The sequence below is a fragment of the Rhodococcus sp. NPDC057297 genome (assembly GCF_042667435.1).
Lineage (GTDB): Bacteria > Actinomycetota > Actinomycetes > Mycobacteriales > Mycobacteriaceae > Rhodococcoides.
The window spans coordinates 259101-276571 of the sequence record NZ_JBHUZE010000005.1 but is presented as its reverse complement, the minus strand read 5'-3'; the positions used below and the strand labels follow the sequence as shown (position 1 = coordinate 276571).

17 protein-coding genes are annotated in these 17471 nt (G+C 63.9%); 7 read left to right on the top strand and 10 right to left on the bottom strand.

From position 1 onward, the window contains the following. Positions 1 to 136: 136 nt before the first annotated feature. The 5 genes from ACFULT_RS17575 to ACFULT_RS17555 are packed head-to-tail and all read left to right on the top strand — an operon-like array spanning position 137 to position 5573. Positions 137 to 1870, top strand: a complete 1734-nt coding sequence (locus tag ACFULT_RS17575; RefSeq protein WP_378482018.1) for a nitrite/sulfite reductase — start codon at positions 137 to 139, stop codon at positions 1868 to 1870. Continuing rightward, a complete protein-coding gene (locus ACFULT_RS17570) occupies positions 1867 to 2577 on the top strand; it encodes a phosphoadenylyl-sulfate reductase (RefSeq protein WP_037107426.1) in 711 nt (236 codons plus the stop codon). The genes ACFULT_RS17575 and ACFULT_RS17570 overlap by 4 nt, the downstream gene beginning before the upstream one ends. Then, the gene (cysD, locus tag ACFULT_RS17565) at positions 2574 to 3509 is read left to right on the top strand and encodes a sulfate adenylyltransferase subunit CysD (protein WP_037107423.1); all 936 of its coding nucleotides are present in this window, start codon (positions 2574 to 2576) and stop codon (positions 3507 to 3509) included. The genes ACFULT_RS17570 and cysD overlap by 4 nt, the downstream gene beginning before the upstream one ends. Positions 3510 to 3511: 2 nt before the next feature. Further along, positions 3512 to 4816, top strand: a complete 1305-nt coding sequence (locus tag ACFULT_RS17560) for a sulfate adenylyltransferase subunit 1 (protein WP_378482017.1) — start codon at positions 3512 to 3514, stop codon at positions 4814 to 4816. Between the two features lies 1 nt (position 4817). Next, on the top strand, positions 4818 to 5573 hold the full coding sequence (locus ACFULT_RS17555) for a sirohydrochlorin chelatase (protein ID WP_037107419.1): 756 nt from the start codon (positions 4818 to 4820) through the stop codon (positions 5571 to 5573). Here the strand turns inward: ACFULT_RS17555 and ACFULT_RS17550 are convergent. From ACFULT_RS17550 to ACFULT_RS17520, 7 genes are all read right to left on the bottom strand, one after another. Further along, complete coding sequence (locus tag ACFULT_RS17550; RefSeq protein ID WP_037107489.1) at positions 5534 to 6205, bottom strand: YoaK family protein; 672 nt, start codon at positions 6203 to 6205, stop codon at positions 5534 to 5536. The two genes, ACFULT_RS17555 and ACFULT_RS17550, sit on opposite strands and share 40 nt — an antisense overlap. Positions 6206 to 6369: 164 nt before the next feature. Beyond that, positions 6370 to 7446: a sulfate/molybdate ABC transporter ATP-binding protein gene (locus ACFULT_RS17545; protein WP_037107416.1), complete on the bottom strand. Its 1077-nt coding sequence runs from the start codon at positions 7444 to 7446 to the stop codon at positions 6370 to 6372. Then, positions 7446 to 8246 carry a sulfate ABC transporter permease subunit CysW gene (gene cysW, locus ACFULT_RS17540; RefSeq protein WP_037107414.1) on the bottom strand — a complete coding sequence of 267 codons (801 nt, stop codon included), beginning with the start codon at positions 8244 to 8246 and terminating at the stop codon, positions 7446 to 7448. The genes ACFULT_RS17545 and cysW overlap by 1 nt, the downstream gene beginning before the upstream one ends. After that, positions 8243 to 9067 (bottom strand): sulfate ABC transporter permease subunit CysT, encoded by an 825-nt coding sequence (gene cysT, locus ACFULT_RS17535; protein ID WP_052059197.1) that lies wholly within the window; start codon positions 9065 to 9067, stop codon positions 8243 to 8245. Before cysT ends, cysW begins: the two co-directional genes overlap by 4 nt. 5 nt (positions 9068 to 9072) lie before the next feature. Further along, entirely contained in the window at positions 9073 to 10095 is a 1023-nt protein-coding gene (locus ACFULT_RS17530) for a sulfate ABC transporter substrate-binding protein (protein WP_037107411.1), read from the bottom strand. A gap of 201 nt (positions 10096 to 10296) precedes the next feature. Continuing rightward, on the bottom strand, positions 10297 to 10398 hold the full coding sequence (locus ACFULT_RS17525) for an Ms4533A family Cys-rich leader peptide (protein ID WP_342585472.1): 102 nt from the start codon (positions 10396 to 10398) through the stop codon (positions 10297 to 10299). A 134-nt stretch (positions 10399 to 10532) separates the two neighbouring features. Further along, complete coding sequence (locus tag ACFULT_RS17520) at positions 10533 to 10751, bottom strand: hypothetical protein (RefSeq protein ID WP_241483682.1); 219 nt, start codon at positions 10749 to 10751, stop codon at positions 10533 to 10535. A gap of 84 nt (positions 10752 to 10835) precedes the next feature. On the opposite strand from ACFULT_RS17520, the gene ACFULT_RS17515 reads away from it, so the two are divergent. After that, complete coding sequence (locus ACFULT_RS17515; RefSeq protein ID WP_037107409.1) at positions 10836 to 12878, top strand: glycoside hydrolase family 15 protein; 2043 nt, start codon at positions 10836 to 10838, stop codon at positions 12876 to 12878. Between the two features lie 14 nt (positions 12879 to 12892). On the opposite strand, the gene ACFULT_RS17510 is transcribed toward ACFULT_RS17515, so the two are convergent. Both ACFULT_RS17510 and lepA read right to left on the bottom strand, forming a co-directional pair. Beyond that, positions 12893 to 13891, bottom strand: a complete 999-nt coding sequence (locus tag ACFULT_RS17510; protein WP_378482016.1) for an NAD(P)H-dependent flavin oxidoreductase — start codon at positions 13889 to 13891, stop codon at positions 12893 to 12895. Between the two features lie 28 nt (positions 13892 to 13919). Further along, positions 13920 to 15818, bottom strand: a complete 1899-nt coding sequence (gene lepA / locus ACFULT_RS17505) for a translation elongation factor 4 (RefSeq protein WP_051127752.1) — start codon at positions 15816 to 15818, stop codon at positions 13920 to 13922. A gap of 229 nt (positions 15819 to 16047) precedes the next feature. Between lepA and ACFULT_RS17500 the strand changes: the two genes are divergently transcribed. Further along, positions 16048 to 16611 (top strand): type II toxin-antitoxin system PemK/MazF family toxin, encoded by a 564-nt coding sequence (locus ACFULT_RS17500; protein WP_037141673.1) that lies wholly within the window; start codon positions 16048 to 16050, stop codon positions 16609 to 16611. A 25-nt stretch (positions 16612 to 16636) separates the two neighbouring features. Here ACFULT_RS17500 and ACFULT_RS17495 read toward each other — a convergent pair whose 3' ends face one another. After that, positions 16637 to 17467, bottom strand: a complete 831-nt coding sequence (locus tag ACFULT_RS17495) for a transglutaminase family protein (protein WP_019664687.1) — start codon at positions 17465 to 17467, stop codon at positions 16637 to 16639. Between the last annotated feature and the right edge of the window lie 4 nt (positions 17468 to 17471).

Below are 17471 nucleotides of genomic sequence, written 5' to 3'. Positions count from 1 at the left end.
AGCTGAGCTCTACGCCGGCCAGCTCGACCGATCTCCACGCACGAAGTCAGAACGATCCGTCCGGATGCGCGCCCGCGGTGAGAACCAGCCCTCTCCCTGCAGCGGCCCGGAAGCCGATAGAGCCAGGAGCACACCGATGTCGTCGACAACCGACGCGGCCACGTCCGCCGCCTCGTCCACGCCTGCTGGCGTAGCCCCGAGGGAGCGTACCGCCAGGCCGACCAAGCGCCGAGCCGAAGGACAGTGGGCGCTCGGTTACCGCGAACCTCTCAACGCCAACGAGCAATCCAAGAAGGACGACAACCCGCTCAACGTCCGCGCTCGTATCGAGAACATCTATTCGAAGCAGGGTTTCGACAGCATCGACAAGGGCGACCTACGCGGCCGGTTCCGCTGGTGGGGTCTCTACACCCAGCGCGAACAGGGCTACGACGGCACGTTCACCGGTGACGAGAACATCGACTTGCTCGAAGCCAAGTACTTCATGATGCGCATCCGTTGCGACGCGGGTGCGCTGAACCTCGAACAGTTCCGCACCCTCGCCGGAATCTCCCAGGAGTTCGCCCGCGACACGGCCGATCTGTCGGATCGCGAGAACGTCCAATATCACTGGATCGAGGTCGAGAACGTCCCCGAGATCTGGCGTCGTATCGAGGCCGTCGGGCTGAAGACCACCGAGGCGTGCGGCGACTGCCCGCGTGTCGTGCTCGGGTCTCCCCTCGCCGGTGAAGCTGTGGACGAGGTGATCGACCCCACGTCGGCTATCGACGAAATCGTCGAGCGCTACATCGGCAAGCCCGAGTACTCGAACCTTCCGCGCAAGTTCAAGACGGCGATCTCCGGCCTGCAGGACGTGGTGCACGAGATCAACGACTGCGCCTTCATCGGTGTGAATCACCCCGAGCACGGACCGGGTCTGGACCTGTGGGTCGGCGGCGGACTGTCGACCAACCCCATGTTGGCCCAGCGCGTCGGCGTCTGGGTGCCTCTCGGAGACGTGCCGGACGTGTGGGAAGGCGTCGTCTCGATCTTCCGCGACTACGGATATCGCCGTCTGCGCACCAAGGCACGTCTGAAGTTCCTGATCAAGGATTGGGGCATCGAGAAGTTCCGTCAGGTCCTCGAGGACGAGTACCTGCACCGCAAGCTGATCGACGGCCCGGCGCCCGAGAAGCCGTCCCGCCCCCGCGATCACGTCGGCATCCAGAAACTGAAGAACGGACTCAACGCCGTCGGCGTCGCGCCGATCGCCGGCCGCATCTCCGGCACCATCATGGCCAAGGTCGCCGACGCCGCCGAGAAGGCCGGATCGGATCGTCTGCGGTTCACTCCGTATCAGAAACTGATCGTCCTCGACGTCCCCGACGACAAGCTCGAGCAGCTCATCTCGGACCTCGACGCGCTCGGACTGCCTGCCCGTCCGTCGCACTGGCGCAAGAACCTGATGGCCTGCAGCGGAATCGAGTTCTGCAAGTTGTCCTTCGCTGAAACTCGAAAGCGCTCACAGGTTCTCGTTCCCGATCTGGAAGCACGACTCGAGGACATCAACGCACAGCTCGACGTACCCGTCACCATCAACATCAACGGCTGCCCCAACTCGTGTGCGCGCTCCCAGATCGCCGACATCGGATTCAAGGGAATGCTCGTCGACGACGGTGCAGGGAATCAGGTCGAGGGATTCCAGGTTCATCTAGGAGGCAGCCTCGGCCTGGACAGTGCGTTCGGCCGGAAGCTGCGCCAGCACAAGGTGAACAGCACCGAACTCGGTGACTACATCGAGCGAGTGGTGCGGAATTTCGTGAAGCACAGAGGCGAAGGCGAACGGTTCGCTCAATGGGCCGTGCGAGCAGACGAGGCGGATTTGCGATGACTACCAGACTGGACCTGTCGGTCGATCAGCTGAAATCGATCGCCGAGCGAGGCGCGAGGGAGTTGGACGGCGCCAATGCCGTCGAACTGCTCGAGTGGACCGAACGAGAGTTCGGCAACGACTACATCGTGGCGTCCAACATGCAGGATGCCGTTCTCGTTCACCTCGCCGCGCAGGTACACCCGAACGTCGACGTGTTGTTCCTCGACACCGGCTACCACTTCGCGGAAACCATCGGCACGCGCGACGCGGTGGAAGCCGTGTACGGGGTGAACGTCATCAACGCACGCGCCGAGCAGACTGTTGCCGAACAGGATTCGACCGAAGGCAAGGACCTGTTCGCGCGCGAACCCAACCGATGCTGCGCACTGCGCAAGGTCGCACCGTTGCGCAAGGAGCTCGCCAACTACAGCGCCTGGGTCACCGGTATCCGACGCGTGGAGGCACCGACCCGCGCCAACGCTCCCCTCGTCTCGTTCGACGACGCATTCGGCCTGGTGAAGATCAACCCGATCGCCGCGTGGTCCGACGACGACATGCAGCGCTACATCGACGAACACTCCATCCTCGTCAATCCACTCGTCGACGAGGGATATCCATCGATCGGGTGCGCGCCGTGCACCGTCAAACCTGCCCCCGGCGCCGATCCGCGTAGCGGTCGGTGGGCCGGCAAGGCCAAGACCGAATGTGGGTTGCACGCCTCATGACCGTGAACACAGCAACGGATCGCCCCCGAGTCGACAGCGCGCGCTTCGACACCCTCGACGCACTCGAGTCCGAGGCAATCCACATCTTCCGCGAGGTCGCAGGCGAATTCGAACGCCCGGTGATCCTGTTCTCCGGCGGTAAGGACTCCACGGTCCTGCTGCACCTGGCGATCAAGGCCTTCTGGCCCGCACCGCTTCCGTTCGCGCTTCTCCACGTGGACACCGGGCACAATCTGCAGGAGGTGCTGGACTTCCGTGACTACGTCGTCGCGAAGTACAACCTGCGCCTGCACGTCGCGAAGGTCGAGGACTACCTCGCCGACGGCCGCCTCACCGAGCGTCCCGACGGCATTCGCAACCCCTTGCAGACCGTTCCCCTGCTCGACGCCATCTCGGAGAACCGCTTCGATGCGGTCTTCGGTGGTGCGCGCCGTGACGAAGAGCGCGCCCGCGCCAAGGAACGGATCTTCTCGCTGCGCAACGCATTCGGCCAGTGGGATCCGAAGAAGCAGCGCCCCGAGTTGTGGAACCTTTACAACGGCAAGCACTCCCCCGGTGAGCAGGTCCGTGTCTTCCCCCTCAGCAACTTCACCGAGCTCGACATCTGGCGCTACATTGCGCGGGACAACGTCGAATTGGCGAGCATCTACTACGCCCATCAGCGCCCGGTCTATCAGCGCGACGGCATGTGGATGACCCCGGGCGTGTGGGGCGGTCCGACGGACGCCGAAGAGCTGCAGACACTGTCGGTGCGCTACCGCACCGTGGGCGACGGATCCACCACGGGCGCCGTCCTGTCCGACGCCGCGGACAACGAGGCCATCCTCGCCGAGGTCGCCGCATCCCGCCTCACCGAACGTGGCGCCACCCGAGGCGACGACCGCGTCTCCGAGGCAGCCATGGAAGACCGCAAGCGCGAAGGATACTTCTGAGCATGTCCACATCTGGTTCGCAGCTTCTTCGCCTCGCCACCGCCGGTAGCGTCGACGACGGTAAATCGACACTCGTCGGACGGTTGCTGTACGACACGAAATCGGTGCTGGCAGACCAGATCGACGCCGTCACCCGGGCGTCGGTCGATCGTGGCCTGAGCACACCCGACCTGTCGCTACTGGTGGACGGCCTCCGAGCCGAACGCGAGCAAGGCATCACGATCGACGTCGCCTACCGCTACTTCGCAACGCCTGCACGGTCTTTCGTGCTCGCCGACACTCCCGGCCACGTCCAGTACACGCGTAACACGGTGTCCGGTGCGTCAACGGCGCAGTTGGTGATCCTGCTGGTCGACGCCCGCAAAGGTGTCATCACGCAGACTCGTCGTCACGCTGCTGTTCTGGCGCTCCTCGGTGTGCCGAAGCTGGTTCTCGCGGTCAACAAGATCGACCTCGTCGAGGATCCCGCACAGGTGTTCGCGGACATCTCGGCCGAGTTCAACTCGCTGACATCCTCACTCGGGTGGGCCTCGAAGGACGTCGTCGAGATTCCGGTGTCCGCGCTGCACGGTGACAATGTCGCGGTTAGGTCGACGAACACGCCGTACTATGACGGTCCCACGCTCATCGAGCACCTCGAATCCGTTCCCGTCGACGCCGAGCCCCATCGAGTCGGTCTGCGGTTCCCGGTGCAGTACGTCATCCGTCCGCGGACAGCCGACTACCCCGATTACCGCGGTTACGCGGGCCAGGTCGCGGCGGGAGCCGTCGCCCCCGGGGACGAGGTGATCGTGTTGCCCTCCGGAACCCGTACCACCGTCGAGCGAATCGACACTGCCGACGGAGAACTCGATTCCGCACACGCAGGGCGCAGCGTCACGCTGATCCTTGCCGACGACGTCGACGTCTCCCGAGGCGACACCATCGTTTCGCCGCAGGACGCTCCCGAGCCGATCGGCGAGTTCGACGCCACCGTCTGCTGGCTCGCCGAGAAGCCGCTGCGTCCCGGTGCCCGCCTGCTGCTCAAGCACGGTACCCGTACGACCCAAGCCATCGTCGGCACACTCGTCGAGAAGTTCGACGAGCAAAACCTCACAGCCGAGCCTTCACCGGAATCGTTGGAACTGAACGACATCGGACGCATCTCGGTGCGTGTCGCAGAGCCGATCGTCGCCGACGACTATGCCGTCAACCGGCACACGGGAAGTTTTCTGCTCATCGATCCCTCCGGCGGCAACACTCTTGCTGCCGGCCTCGTCGGCGACGCCCTGTCCGCAGTCGAGCTGGGGGAATCGGTACCGGCCTGACATGAGTGTTCTGATCGCCGTGGCCCACGGCAGTCGCGATCCGCGTTCGGCGGAAACCGTTGCTGCTGTGGTCCACGGCGTTCGACTGCGCCGCCCGGACCTGGACGTACGGGTGGCATATCTCGATCTGACCGAGCCTGCTGTCGGTACCGTCATCGGCGAGGTGGCGGCCGAGGGACATTCGTCCGCGGTCGTGGTTCCCCTCCTCCTCGGCAGCGCATTCCATGCGCGGGTCGATCTCCCGGGCATTCTCGACGCGGCACGCGTCCGATACCCGTGGATGACGTTCACCCAGGCCGATGTCCTCGGTGACGATTCGCGGTTGGTCGACGTGCTCCGCGCACGCGTCATGGACACCGGCGTCGATCGATACGATCCCGACGTCGCCGTTGCCGTCGCCGCTGTCGGATCCTCGGACTCGCTTGCAAATCGACGTACTCGGGCTCTCGCGTCACGTCTTCTCGTCGGCACCGAATGGTCCGGTGCTCAGGTGTGCTTCGCGACCGGGGTCGAATCTCCGCCTGCCGACGCCGTCGCGCGGCTGACGGCGTCGGGGCCCCGCCGAGTCGTCGTAGCCCCGTGGTTTCTCGCGCCGGGCCTGCTCACCGACAGAGTGTTCGGTGCGTTCGACAACTCGGCCCTTCGTGCCGATGTGCTCGGTGACCACCCGCTCGTCGCAGACGTGGTGTCGTCCAGGTTCGACGAGGCGCCGAGGTATCAACCGAGGATCGACGAATCCTCCACCGTCCGCCGGTAGGTGTACAGCGTCGTGACGGCACACACGACAGTTGCAGCGATCAGGACCTGAGGGCCGGTGATGGCCAGGCTCATGAGTCCGCCGACGAGAGCACCGAGACTGAACGCCGCATAGAGCAGGAAGTATTCGAGCCAATCCTTGGCCGATCCACCGCTGATGTGACGCTCGATTCCCTGCCCCATCTTCACCAGAGTGCCCGTGACGTAACTCAGCGGGATCGACACCTCCCCGTTCTTGACGAACGAGGTGTTGAGCGCGCCCATCGCGAAGGAGATGAACAAGATCGGCACGAACTGTACCTGTGGTGCACTCCATCCGCTCATCACGACGTCGACCACAGAGGCGATTGCCAAAGCGATGGTCGTGAGAACCGTTGCGCCGTGGGGATGATCGCGCCACACGTGGCGCCGACACAGTGACGCGATCACGACGCCCGCGACGAACGTCAGGATCAACAGGATCGCAGCGGCGGCCATGGCGTTCTCGCCCCGGAAGAATCCGACCGCGCCGCGCTCGGTGTTCCCGGTCATGAACGTCACGAAGTAGCCACCGGTATTGGTGAAGGCTGCGGCGCCGACCAGTCCGGCTAGACCGGCGAGTACCCAGGACAGTCGGGCGTGAGAGCTGAACATGTCTCGCATGTACCCCGACGGTAGCGAAGCGCATGCCGAGGTTCTTCGTGGAATTCGTCACTGCCGGAACACGTATGCGACCAGATCACCTCGAAATGCGGAATACACGAGCAACCGTTACCGTGTGGCCGCGAGCCGCAACCGCACGGTCGAGCAACCGAACATCACCGCTGCTGGTTGCTAGTTGCGCTCTCCAGCGGATCCGTCTGGACTGCATTTCCCGTCGGGGCGATCTCCGGAATCCTCGTCGCTCTGACGTACACGGTCTCTCCGGGGCTGAGCTGGAGCGCCTCGCTGTCACCGCGGGTGATCTGCGCAGCGAACAGTTCACCGGTGGCTGCGTTCTCGAGCTCGACCTTCACCTCGAATCCCAAGTGGACGACACGCTGGACGACCGCACGTGTCACGCCCGCGGATTCGGCGGTGCCGGTCTCCTGAGCGAGAGCCAACGACGGGTCCCGTCCCACGCGGATGTCGTGCGGGCGAACGAGTTGGCCGTTGAGCTTGGCTACCTGTCCGAGGAACGACATGACGAAATCGTTGCCGGGACGGTCGTAGAGATCCTCGGGCGAACCCACTTGTTCGATGCGTCCCTTGTTGAGCACGGCGATCCGGTCCGCGACGTCGAGCGCCTCTTCCTGATCGTGTGTGACGAGGACAGTGGTCACGTGCACCTCGTCGTGCAGCCGCCGCAGCCACGTGCGCAGATCTTCACGGACCTTGGCGTCGAGAGCACCGAAGGGCTCGTCGAGAAGCAGAACCTGAGGGTCGACCGCGAGGGCACGCGCCAACGCCATACGCTGACGCTGTCCTCCGGACAACTGTGCAGGGAACCGAGTCTGGAAACCCGACAGTCCGACGATCTCGAGCAGGTCGTCGACTTTGCGTTTGATCTCCTCCTTGGGGCGCTTCCGGATCTTCAGACCGAACGCGACGTTGTCGCGGACGCTGAGATGTTTGAACGCGGCGTAATGCTGGAACACGAAACCGATCTCGCGCTTCTGAGGGCTGATCCACGTCACGTCCTGGCCGGCCAGAATCACTTGCCCGGAGTCCAGCTGTTCCAGACCGGCAATCGATCTCAGGAGCGTCGATTTACCCGAACCACTCGGTCCGAGCAGCGCGGTCAACGAACCCTTGGGTATGTCGATGCTGACATTGTCGAGAGCTGCGAAGTCGCCGTAGTTCTTGTTGGCGCCGACGACGGAGATCTCGATCTCGTCCGACTTCTGTGCGGTCATTACTTCGTCCTCTTCTTGTCGAGGGCTGTCATCAGAAGCAGCACGATGACGGCGATGGCCATGAGGAGCGTCGATGCCGCGTACGCGCCCTGCTGATTGAAGTCCTCGTATCGCGAATTGACCAGGAGGGTCAGGGTCTGCGAGACGCCGGGAAGGTTGGTCGAGACCATGATCACCGCACCGAACTCACCGAGAGATCGAGCGACGGTCAGCACGATCCCGTACGTCAGTCCCCAGCGGATAGCGGGCAAGGTGATGCGCCAGAAGGTCTGCAACGACGACGCTCCCAGCGTCGAGGCGGCCTCTTCCTGTTCCTCACCGATCTCGTAGAGAACGGGTTCGACCTCGCGCACGACGAACGGAAGCGTCACGAAGATCGTCGCGATGATCATTCCAGGCAGCGCGAAGATGATCTTGAAGCCGAGGCTTTCGATCCCACCGAACCAACCGTTGGCACCCCACAACAGAATCAACGCGACGCCGGTGACGATCGGAGACACCGCGAACGGCAGGTCGACGACGGCTTCGACGATCCCCTTGCCGCGGAACCGTCCTCGGACCAGCGCCAAGGCGGTGATGACACCGAATACCACGTTGATCGGTACGACGATGGCGACGATCAGCAGCGACAGTTGCAGTGCGGACTGCGCCGCAGGCGTGGTGATCAGCCCCCAGAACTCGAGAAACCCGTTCTCGAAGGTGCGGTACAGAATGGCGCCGAGCGGAAACAGGACGAGCGCAGCTAGATACAGCAATGCTATCGACCGCAGGGACAGTTTGACCGGTAGTCCGATCTTCATCGAATCTGCTCCTCTCGGCGCGCGAGCCGATTACCCACCACACGCAGAACGAACAGCACGATGAACGCCAGCGCCAGCAACACGACGGAGATAGCTGCCGCATCGACGGGTTGGTCGTACTCGATCAGTTCACGGATGTACTGCGACGCGATCTGGGTATCCCCGGGAATGTTGCCACCGATCAGCACGACGGATCCGAACTCGCCGATCGCGCGAGCGAAGGCGAGTCCGGTTCCACTGAGAATCGATGGAAGAAGGACCGGAAGGATGATCGACCGAAAGATCGTCCAGTTGTTCGCCCCCAGCGAGGCCGCGGCTTCCTCGACCTCGCGGTCGAGCTCGATCAGGACGGGCTGAACTGCTCGCACGACGAACGGAAGGGTAACGAACAGCAACGCGACGACCACCGCGGGCTTGGTGGCGTTGAACACCAAGCCGACCGGGCTCGCCGGTCCGTACAGAGACAGCAGCACCAGGCTGGCCACGATGGTCGGCAGCGCGAACGGAAGGTCGATCAGCGCGTTCACGAAGCGCTTGCCCGGAAACTCGTCACGAACGAGAACCCACGCGATGAGCGTGCCGAACACCAGGTTGATGACGGCGGCCGCCGCCGAGACCTCCAACGTGACCTTGAACGTCGCGATCGCTCGAGGTTCGGTGACCGCGTCCCAGAAGCCGGCGAGGCCGTCGTCGAACGATTTGACGGTGAGCGCAGCGAGCGGCAGGAGCACGATGATGCTGAGCCACAGCACCGCGACGCCGAGACCGAACGGCCCGACGGACCCGGGACCTCGAAACTTTCTTCCCTTACGTTGCGACATGTCAGCTATTTGGTGCTGTCTTTGTAGATCGTCGTAATTGCACCGGTATCACCGAAGAGCTCGGAATCGACGACGTCCCACCCACCGAGATCGTCGATCGTGCGCAGGTTCTGCGGGGTGAAGAACTTGTCCGAGAATTCTGCGGCGATTTCCGGGTTGGTCGGACGGAAGCCGGACTCGGCCCAGATGCGCTGGCCTTCGTCGGTGTAGATGAAGTCGTTGAGTGCGTTTGCCTTCTCCAGCTGCGAACTCGTGTTGACGACCGCTACCGGGTTGTCGATTCGGAAGGTGTCGGCCACGTCGATGTGCTCGACGGGCTGTCCCTGCTCCTCGATCAGCAGCGCTTCGTTCTCGTAGCTCAACAGGACATCACCCTGCCCCTGCAGGAACGCCTCCGTTGCGGCGCGGCCCGATTCCGGCTGCACCGGGAAGTGCCCGGACACGAGCTGCTGGACGTAGTCGAGTCCGGCCTGCTTGTCCTGGCCGCCGTTGCTCTTGGCTGCGTAGGGAGCCAGAAGGTTCCACTTGGCGGAACCGGAGCTGAGGGGGCTCGGGCTGATCACCTGAACGTCGGGCTTCAGCAGATCGTCCCAGGTCTGAATGTTCTTGGGGTTGCCCTCGCGCACCACCAAGGTCACCACCGAACCGAAAGGCACACCGCCGTAGGCGTTCTCGTTCCAGCCCTCGTCGACTTTGCCTGCCTTCACGAGACGCGTGATGTCCGGCTCGACGGAGAAGTTCACGATGTCCGCCGGCGCGCCGTCGGCGACCTTGCGAGACTGATTACCCGAGGCACCGTAATCGGCGTTGATGGCGGTATCCCTGCCGTCCTCGGTGGCCTCGAATGCAGGCCCGATGGCATCCCACCCATTCTTCGGGACCGCGTACCCGACGAGAGTCAGTGTCGAACCGCTGCTCGACCCACCGTCGGCCCCGACGGTATCGCTCGACCCACCGCCGCACGCCGCGAGGACCAGAGTTCCCACAGCAGCGAAGGTGGTGAGCAGGTATCGAGAGTTGAGCCTCATCGAGAAGTGCCTTTCATCGAATGTGAATCTGATTTGTCGTTGACGGAATCCGTGGAGCAACCGAGGACCGCACACACCTGCTCGAGTCATGCCCGCCGGGTAGCACGGTGAAGCGTCCTTCGGGCACGCGGGCGAGAACCCCGCACGGCGCAGCGCACGCTTCTCAGGCGCGGGGCAGTACGGACTGGGCAGGCGGCCGAATCAGGACGCGGATCGACAACAGTCGATATCCGCGACTGCAAGCATGCCGACCGCGATCAACGCCAATTCATGGCGGACCTGGTACTCGGCAGCGGCAGACACGGACAGAAATCTAGCAGAGGAACCCGGCGGACTCTAATTGCGCGGGCACGCGTCCGATCACCTGGTCAGAAACCATGCCAGAACGACGAGTACGAGCAGTGCGATCAGGGCCAGCGTGACCCTCGACTTCGGCATCAATGACCTTCCGCGACGGGCGACTCGGACGCATCTTTCTCGGCACGCGCGTCACGTCCGAGGGCATGAAGAACAACAGCCAGAACTCGATCGAACACCCGAGCCAATCCCAGCGCGGCCGGAACCAGAACGAGCAGGACGACGAGCGACTGCGGCACGAAAGGCAGCCCGGTGATCCACAGCTCGATCCCGTCCCACCACGTTGCCACTGCATGCACGAACCTCAGCCTAGAGGGCACGTGCGCCACGCCGAAAATCGCCACCGGTGGACGCCGGGCACCGGTGGCGTCGATGATTGAGCGATGACGGCCTTCGACGAACGTTCCACCGTGGTGCCCGTGCCCGACGATTCGATTCCCCGACCAGGCTCTCCCGACGGCGACGGCCATGACCCGCAGGGAGTGTTGTCGAGTACCGAAGCGCCGGTGTCGACAATCACCACCGGCCGAAGCGCGTTTCCTCCGATCGACGATTACGCGTTTCTCTCCGACTGCGAGACAACGTGCCTGATCGCCCGGAACGGCTCCGTCGAGTGGATGTGCGTTCCTCGTCCGGACTCCCCCAGCATCTTCGGTGCCGTCCTCGATCGGAGCGCAGGACACTTCCGCGTCGGCCCCTACGGCCAATCGGTTCCCGCTGCGCGCCGCTACCTTCCCGGCGGACTGATCGTCGAGACCACGTGGCAGACCGAGACGGGCTGGCTCGTCGTCCGTGACGCGCTGGTGATGGGGCCGTGGCACAACACCGATCAGCGCTCGCGAACGCACAAGCGGGCCCCGTCGGACTGGGATGCGGAACATATTCTGCTGCGAACCGTCAAGTGTGTCAGCGGCACCGTCGAACTCGAGATGAGTTGCGAACCGGCGTTCGACTACCACCGCGCGCCCGCCCGCTGGGAGTACACGGGAAAGGTGTACGAGGAGGCGACGGCGACGTGCGAGGCCAGCTCGGTCGGTGACCAACCCACGCTGAAGCTCACCACCAACCTCCGAATCGGTATCGAAGGTCGCGAGGCCCGCGCACGCACCCGAATGACCGAGGGCGACAACATCTTCGTGGCCCTGTCCTGGTCGGATCTGCCAGCACCGCAGACATTCGAGGAAGCGGCGGACAAGATGTGGCGCACGTCCGAGTGCTGGCGCCAGTGGATCACCATCGGTCGCTTCCCCGATCACCCGTGGCGCGGATACTTGCAGCGCAGTGCGCTTGCGTTGAAAGGCTTGACCTACGCACCCACCGGCGCCCTGCTGGCGGCGTCGACGACATCGTTGCCGGAAACTCCTGGAGGAGAACGTAACTGGGATTACCGATATGCGTGGGTGCGCGATTCGACGTTCGCCCTGTGGGGCCTCTACACCCTCGGACTCGACCGTGAGGCGAACGATTTCTTCTCGTTCATGTCCGACGTGTCGATGACCGAGGACGGCAAAGCCAATCCACTGCAGGTGATGTACGGCATCGGCGGCGAGAAGACGCTGGAGGAAACCGAACTGCCACACCTGTCCGGGTACGACGGCGCCAAGCCGGTGCGGATCGGTAATGGCGCGTACAACCAGGAACAGCACGACATCTGGGGCACCATGCTGGATTCGGTGTACCTGCACGTCAAGTCACGCGAGCACGTTCCGGAGTCCCTGTGGCCGCTGCTGAAGCGTCAGGTCGAGGAAGCGATCGCGAATTGGCGGAAGCCGGACCGCGGCATCTGGGAGGTGCGCGGCGAGCCGCAGCACTTCACCTCGTCGAAGGTCATGTGCTGGGTCGCGCTCGATCGGGGCGCGAAACTCGCGTCCATCCACGGCGAGACCGACTACGCGGACCAGTGGAACGAGATCGCCGACGAGATCAAGGCCGACATTCTCGAACACGGTGTCGACGACCGCGGTGTTCTGACGCAGCGGTACGGACACGAATCACTGGACGCGTCACTACTTCTGGTGCCGTTGCTACGCTTCCTCCCCGCCGACGACCATCGGGTCCGTGCAACGGTCCTGGCAATCGCCGACGAGCTGACCGTCGACGGTCTGGTCCTGCGCTACATGGTGGACACCACCGACGACGGGCTGGAGGGCGAGGAAGGAACGTTCACCATCTGCTCGTTCTGGCTGGTGTCCGCGCTCGTCGAGATCGGCGAACTCGCCCGCGCGAAGCACCTGTGCGAACGACTGCTGGGATACGCCAGCCCGCTCAAGCTCTACGCGGAAGAGATCGACGCCAGGTCGGGACGGCACCTCGGTAACTTCCCGCAGGCATTCACCCACTTGGCGCTGATCAACGCAGTCGTACACGTGATCCGAGCGGAGGAAGCGCAGGCCGCCGGTCACTTCCAGCCGGCCCACACCAACTGACGTGAGTGGCCGACTCACTGCAACTGGGTCGCCCATTCCGCCATCAAGTCGGTTGCCGACGCCGCGCGTGCGCGTCGGTGACCGGTTCCGGCCCACATCGACAGCGCCGACGGGTCCCCTGCTGCTCCGGCCTTCGCGCGCATCGGAGCGGTCAGGTAATGCAGGTCCGGGTACGCGAGCGGAGCATCACCGGAGTGATCGCGCATGAATTCGTTGACGATTCCGCGCGCGGGGCGTCCCGAGAATGCACGTGTCACCGCGGTCTCCTCGGTGGCGGTCAGCTGCTCGCGGTGGACCGGGCGGGTTCCCGCCTCGGCCGTGTTCAGAAACGCCGTGCCCAGCTGCGCAGCGTGCGCCGCGCCGGATTTCAACAGCGGTGCAACGTCGTTGCCGTCCATCAGGCCGCCCGCAGCGATACGAGGCAGAGCGGACGCCCGCCGCACCGCCTCGAGCAGTTCCGCCAACGGTTCCTCGGGAGCCGAGCCGTCGAAGCTTCCGCGGTGTCCACCGGCCTCCGGACCTTGGACGATCAGTGCGTCGACACCGCTGGCCTCGGCTTCCTCTGCTTCGCTGACGGAGGTCACCGTGCACCACACTTCGGTTCCGACGTCGTGCAGCGCGGCGACTTCCGCGGCATCGAATGTCCCGAACGTGCTCGATACGAGCGGGACCGGGTTCTGTACGAGCCAGCGGAACTTTTCCGGGTAGTAGTCGTCGCGCCTGGTCAGTTCACCCCGGGGCGCGTCGTACTTCTCCAGCCACGGAGCGATGCGATCGGCGTACGCGTCGACATCAGCACCGGAAGGGTCGTCGGGAAGGAACAGGTTGACGCCGAACCGGACCTCTCGCAGCGAATCCACCTTCGCCCCGAAAGCGTCCAGGTCGAGTAATGCACCGGCCAGCATGCCGAGACCACCGGCTCGCGAGACCGCGGCAGCGAGCTCAGGAGTGGACGGTCCGCCTGCCATCGGCGCACTGATGATCGGAATGGTCAGTTCGTTCAGGAGTCTCATCGTCACACTCCATGAAACTACTCCGCTGCTATTTCTTCGGCTTGTCCGCCGACGACTCCGAGGACAGTGCAGCGACGAATGCTTCCTGCGGCACGTCGACGCGACCGATCGTCTTCATGCGCTTCTTGCCTTCCTTCTGCTTCTCGAGCAGCTTGCGCTTACGGCTGATGTCACCGCCGTAGCACTTCGCGAGAACGTCCTTGCGGATCGCTCGAATGTTCTCGCGGGCAATGATTCTGGATCCGATGGCAGCCTGGATGGGCACCTCGAACTGCTGACGAGGAATCAGCTCTTTGAGCTTGGTTGTCATCTTGTTGCCGTACGCGGCTGCGGCATCCTTGTGCACGATCGCGGAGAACGCATCGACGGCCTCGCCCTGCAACAGGATGTCGACCTTCACGAGCGCAGCGCTTTGCTCGCCGACTTCCTCGTAATCCAGGCTGGCGTAACCGCGGGTGCGGGATTTGAGGATGTCGAAGAAGTCGAAGATGATCTCGGCCATCGGAATGGTGTAGCGGAGCTCGACTCGGGTCTCGGACAGATAGTCCATACCTCCCAGCTCGCCACGCCTCCCCTGGCACAGTTCCATGATCGAGCCGATGAACTCACTCGGGGAGATGATGGTGCACTTGACCATCGGCTCGAACACGTCGCGCGTCTTGCCCTCAGGCCAGTACGACGGGTTGGTGACGATGTGCTCGGCACCGTCCTCCATCTCCACGCGGTACACCACGTTGGGCGACGTGGAGATCAGGTCCAGGTTGAACTCGCGTTCGAGACGCTCGCGGGTGATCTCCATGTGCAGCAAGCCCAGGAAGCCGCAGCGAAAGCCGAAGCCGAGCGCCACCGACGTCTCGGGCTCGTAGGTCAATGCTGCGTCGTTGAGCTGCAGCTTCTCGAGCGCATCACGCAGGTCCGGGTAGTCGGACCCGTCGAGGGGGTACAGACCGGAGTAGACCATCGGCCGTGGCTCGCGGTATCCGGTCAAAGGTTCCGTCGCACCCTTGCGTGCGGTGGTGACGGTGTCACCGACCTTCGACTGACGCACGTCCTTGACGCCCGTGATGAGGTACCCCACCTCGCCGACGCCCAGGCCCTTGGTTGCCTTCGGGTCCGGCGACACGATGCCGACCTCGAGAAGTTCGTGTGTCGAGCCCGTCGACATCATCGTGACCTTCTCGCGCGGATTCAACGCACCATCGACGACACGGACGTAGGTCACGACGCCGCGGTACGTGTCGTAGACGGAGTCGAAGATCATCGCGCGGGCCGGGCCGTCGGCGTCACCGACAGGAGCAGGTACCTGCTTGACGACCTCGTTCAGCAACTCCTCGACGCCGACGCCCGTCTTGCCGGACACGCGCAGGACGTCGTCCGGCTCACAACCGATGATGTGAGCGATCTCCGCGGCGTAGCGATCCGGATCGGCCGCCGGCAAATCGATCTTGTTGAGCACAGGAATGATCGTCAGCTCTTTGTCGAGCGCCAAATACAGGTTCGCGAGCGTCTGAGCCTCGATACCCTGCGCTGCGTCGACGAGCAGAACAGCACCCTCACACGCCTCGAGCGCACGAGAAACCTCGTACGTGAAGTCGACGTGTCCAGGCGTGTCGATCAGGTGGAGAACGAACTCTTCACCGTCGACGACCCACGGCAGGCGCACGTTCTGCGCCTTGATGGTTATGCCTCGTTCACGCTCGATGTCCATGCGGTCGAGGTACTGAGCTCGCATCGACCGATCATCGACGACGCCCGTGAGCTGCAGCATCCGGTCAGCCAGCGTCGACTTGCCGTGGTCGATGTGGGCGATGATGCAAAAGTTCCTGATCCGGGCGGGATCGGTGAACGTCGTATCGGCGAAGCTGGGCACTCGTATCCTTTGCTGGCGCTTGCAAGAGAGAACCCGACTATCGTCCCACAGGCCCATTCCGCAGGCTCCACTCCCGCCCGTCCCACCACGGTCATTCCGCAGGCTCCACTCCCGCCCGTCCCACCACGGTCATTCCGCAGGCTCCACTCCCGCCCGCCCCACCACGGTCATTCCGCAGGCTCCACTCCCGCCCGCCCCACCACGGTCATTCCGCAGGCTCCACTCCCGCCCGCCCCAGGTCCTGGGTCGACGGGTTACGCGGGCCGGGTCGCTAAACTCGACGCCCATGGCGGGCAACTGGAGCAAATTGGGCAAGCAACTCGGGAAAATTGCGCTTCGGGAGGGGCCGAGACTGTTTCGCCAGTTGCAGAACTCCGGCGCCCTGCAGAAGGGCAAGGACGCGATTGCCGGCAACTCGTCGTCGGCACCCGCGCCCACGCCGGGTCGCCCGGTGGCGTCGAAGACCGTTCCGACGGCCCACCGCGCCCGTCGGGTCGAATACTCCCCTGACCTCGACGGCAAGGCCGATCCCGGTGAGATCGTGTGGACGTGGGTCACGTACGAGGAAGATGCAAGTCAGGGCAAGGATCGACCGGTGCTCGTCGTCGGCCGGGACGGACAGACCCTTCTCGGGTTGATGCTGTCCAGTCAGGACAAGCGCCAGGGCGACCCCGACTGGGTGTCGATCGGGTCAGGGTCGTGGGATGCGGAAGGTCGGCCGAGTTGGATCAGGCTCGACCGTGTTCTCGACGTGCCGGAGAGCGGCATCCGGCGCGAGGGCGCCATCCTGGCCAAGGGAAAGTTCGACGCGGTCGCCGCCCGTCTGCGTAAGGACTACAGCTGGTCCTGAAATCGCATGCGGGCGACGCGCCCGACTACGCCAGCCTTGTGATTTCCACCACGACATCGAGAGCGGTGGATCCACCACCCGAGAAGATGCCTTTCAGGGGTGGCACGTCTGCGTAGTCACGGCCGAGACCGACCGAGACATGCTGCTCGTTGACGGCGATGGCATTGGTGGGGTCGTATCCCCACCAGGCTCCGGTCCACGCTTCGATCCAGGCGTGAGACTGCCCTTCGACCGACGCACCGATGACGGCGTCTTTCTTCGGGTGCAGATAGCCCGAGACGTAGCGGCTGGGAATCCCGAGGCTACGCAGCAGGAGCAGCGTCAGGTGTGCGTAATCCTGGCAGACGCCCTTCTTCTCGGACCAGGCCTCGACTGCCGAGGTGTGCACGCCCGTGGTTCCCGGAACGTAGGACATCTCCTGGTTCACCCAGTTCGCGATCTCCACGACCGACTCTTGAGGCGGCAGGCCTTTGGAGAGCTTTTTCGCGATCGCTGCCAGCTGGCGGTTCTTGGGAACGTAGACGGTGTTGTCGAGGACCTCGTTGAACCGGTCGATCACTGGTTCGCTGGCAAGCTCCTCCCATGACGCGTTCTCCTCCGGAGCCAAGAACGGATCGGTTTCGACGACGGACGACCCCGTCACTTCCAGTTCCGTGTGCGGTGCGTGAAGATCGAAGGCCGTTACCGCCGTACCCCAGTAGTCGGTGTACCGGTAACTCCTGGTCACCGGATTGGTCTCGACTCGGTTCAGGATGACGTTCTGCCGGTTGTCACTTCGCGGTGTCAGGCGCGCCTCGTTGTAGGACGACGTCACCGGAGCGTCGTATTGATAGCCCGTGGTATGGACAACGCGCATACGC